Source organism: Caballeronia sp., assembly GCF_049581465.1.
In the GTDB taxonomy this organism is placed as follows: domain Bacteria; phylum Pseudomonadota; class Gammaproteobacteria; order Burkholderiales; family Burkholderiaceae; genus Caballeronia.
This window is the reverse complement of sequence record NZ_JBAUSA010001035.1, coordinates 1-2956: the sequence shown is the minus strand read 5'-3', so window position 1 is coordinate 2956 and position 2956 is coordinate 1. Positions and strand designations below refer to the sequence as shown.

Annotated in this window: 3 protein-coding genes; all 3 read right to left on the bottom strand. The window is 60.4% G+C overall.

Annotated elements, in window-relative coordinates; translation table 11 throughout:
• Nucleotides 1–15: 15 nt before the first annotated feature.
• A complete protein-coding gene (gene sufD, locus WCA53_RS25365) occupies nt 16–1350 on the bottom strand; it encodes a Fe-S cluster assembly protein SufD (RefSeq protein WP_423916899.1) in 1335 nt (444 codons plus the stop codon).
• Nucleotides 1347–2129, bottom strand: a complete 783-nt coding sequence (gene sufC / locus WCA53_RS25360; RefSeq protein ID WP_423916896.1) for a Fe-S cluster assembly ATPase SufC — start codon at nt 2127–2129, stop codon at nt 1347–1349. Before sufC ends, sufD begins: the two co-directional genes overlap by 4 nt.
• A 43-nt stretch (nt 2130–2172) precedes the next feature.
• The coding region (sufB, locus tag WCA53_RS25355) for a Fe-S cluster assembly protein SufB (RefSeq protein ID WP_423916894.1) at nt 2173–2956 on the bottom strand (784 nt) is incomplete at its 5' end.

The following is a 2956-nucleotide window of genomic DNA, read 5'->3' as shown; positions in this document are numbered from 1 at the left end:
CCTGTTCGGACTGCTTCATAGCAACTCCCTGATACGCTCGCCTTCCGGAGTACGCGCAAGCAGCAGACTTTCGAGCCGCCCGCGCAGCGAATCAATGCGTACACGTTCCACAATGTCGCGTGCAAATGCGTAGGTCAGCAGCGCTCGCGCCGTCCGCTCTTCGATGCCCCGCGCACGTAAATAGAACAACTGGTTCTCATCAAGCTGACCGACCGTTGCGCCGTGCGTGCATTTCACATCGTCGGCGTAGATCTCGAGTTGTGGCTTCGTGTCGATTTCCGCGTCACGCGACAGCAGCAGGTTGTGATTCGCCTGATGCGTGTCCGTTTGCTGCGCATCGCGATGCACGATGACGCGCCCGTTGAATACGCCGCGCGCGGCTCCGTCGAGCACGCCGCGGTAGTGTTCGCGACTCGTGCCATGCGGCTCTGCGTGATCGATGCGCGTGTGATGATCGACGTGCTGCCGGCCGCCAACGAAATAGAGCCCGTTCAACGTCGCTTGCGCGTTCTCGGCGTTCAGGCTCGTGCCGATGCCCGTTCGCGACAATGCACCGCCGAACGCGAACGCATGCGACGCAAACACGCTGGCGCGTTGCTGAGTCGCGACGACCGACGCAATGTGAAACGCCTTTCGGCCTTCCTGCTGTAACCGATAGTGCTGCACGTCCGCCTGTTCGTCTGCGACGATGCGGGTCACCACATTTGTCCAGTACACCTCATCGCCAAGGCCCACAAAGTGCTCGACGATCACGCAGCCCGAGCGCGCTCCTGCAAGCACGACATTGAACGGCTGCACCGCAAGACCGGCTTCGTTGGTCAGGAACACCATGTGCAGCGATTTATCGATGACTTCGCCTGGCGGCAGCACGACAGCATATCCGTCCAACAGAAACGCGGTGTTGAGCGCGGCAAAGCCGTCGGCATAGGTTTGTGAGACGAGCGCCGCTTCGAGACGCTGCGGGATTTCTCTCAATGCCCGCGTGAGCGAGCCCACAAACACACCATGCGCTAAGCCATTCAATTTCGACAGCCTCGGCGCATAACGACCATTGACAAACACCAGTCGATTACCCGCAGGGTCGAGCACGAGTTCATCGACAATGCGTCGCACATCGCTATCGTCGGTGCGGCCGGTGTGTTGCGGCGCGAAATGCCATGAACGCGTGCCGATCGCCGACACGTCCGTGTACTTCCAGTCCTCGTGGCGTGTAGTCGGCAAGCCGAGCGCGTCGAACTGGTCGAAGGCGCTTCGGCGCGCGGCACGCAGCCACGGCAACTCATCAACTGGCGATGTCTTCGCTATTTGACTGAAAGCCTCGTGGAAGCCGGCGAGAGATTCGTTTTTCATGGACGCCTCTCACGGGCTGCACTGGCTGATTCCACAGCCTCATCCTCGATCCAGCCATAGCCCTTGCGTTCCAGTTCCAAGGCGAGTTCACACGACCCCGACTTTACGATCCGGCCATTCGCCAGTACGTGCACGCGATCCGGCACGACATAATCCAGCAGTCGTTGATAGTGCGTCACCAGCACAATCGCCCGTTCAGGACTACGCATCGTGTTGACGCCCTGCGCGACGATCTGCAATGCATCGATATCGAGTCCTGAATCAGTTTCGTCGAGAATGGCGAGCCGAGGCCCAAGCACCGCCATCTGCAGGATTTCGTTGCGCTTCTTTTCTCCGCCGGAAAAGCCTTCGTTTACCGCGCGATACAGCAGCGTCTCGTCCATCTGCATCAGCGTCATGCGGTCTTTCACCCACAGCAGGAATTCGATCGCGTCAAGTTCCGGCTCGCCGCGATGCCGGCGCTGCGCGTTCAACCCCGCCTTCAGCAGATAAACGTTGCTCACACCGGGTATCTCGACAGGATACTGAAACGCCAGGAACAGTCCCTCTCGCGCGCGTTCTTCCGGCGCGAGCGTCAGCAGGTCGCGACCGAGATACGAGACCGAACCGCCCGTGACCACCAAGTCCTCGCGGCCAGCCAGCACGTGAGCAAGCGTGCTCTTGCCCGAACCGTTTGGCCCCATGATCGCGTGCACTTCTCCGGCCTTCACGCTCAGATCGATTCCGCGCAGGATTTTCTTGCCATCGATTTCGACTTGCAGGTTGCTGATTTCAAGCATGGTTCCGGTCCCTCGCGCATCGCCGTGGGTGAGCGGCCAAGGCTTAGCCCACACTGCCTTCCAGGCTGACCCCGAGCAGCTTCTGCGCCTCGACGGCGAACTCCATCGGCAGCTCCTTGAAGACTTCCTTGCAGAAGCCGTTCACGATCATCGACACCGCATCTTCCGCAGACAAGCCGCGCTGCCGGCAATAAAACAACTGGTCCTCGCCGATGCGCGATGTCGACGCTTCGTGTTCGACCTTCGCGGTCGGGTTCTTGACCTCGATATACGGGAACGTGTGTGCACTGCAACGCTCGCCGAGCAGCAGCGAATCGCACTGCGTGTAGTTGCGCGCACCTTCGGCCGCCCGGCCGACCTTCACGAGGCCGCGATACGCGTTCTGTCCGCGGCCCGCCGAAATGCCTTTCGACAGGATCGTGCTGCGCGTATTGCAGCCGAGGTGAACCATCTTCGTCCCGGTATCGGCCTGTTGATAGTGGTTGGTCAGCGCCACTGAATAAAATTCACCCACCGAGTTATCGCCCTGCAGGATCACGCTCGGGTACTTCCACGTAATCGCCGAACCGGTTTCCACCTGCGTCCACGAGATCTTCGAATTCGCCTCGCGGCAGTCCCCACGCTTGGTCACGAAGTTGTAGATGCCGCCCTTGCCCGACGCATCGCCCGGATACCAGTTCTGCACCGTCGAATAACGGATCTGCGCACCTTCCAGCGCGATCAGTTCGACCACAGCGGCATGCAGCTGATTTTCGTCGCGCATGGGCGCGGTACAGCCTTCCAGATAGCTCACGTACGCGCCTTTGTCCGCGACGATCAGCGTGCGC

Bases quoted from the DNA above. Each gene is read 5' to 3' on its own strand.
- sufC (WP_423916896.1), bottom strand. From the start codon at position 2,129: ATGCTTGAAATCAGCAACCTGCAAGTCGAAATCGATGGCAAGAAAATC.
- sufD (WP_423916899.1), bottom strand. From the start codon at position 1,350: ATGAAAAACGAATCTCTCGCCGGCTTCCACGAGGCTTTCAGTCAAATA.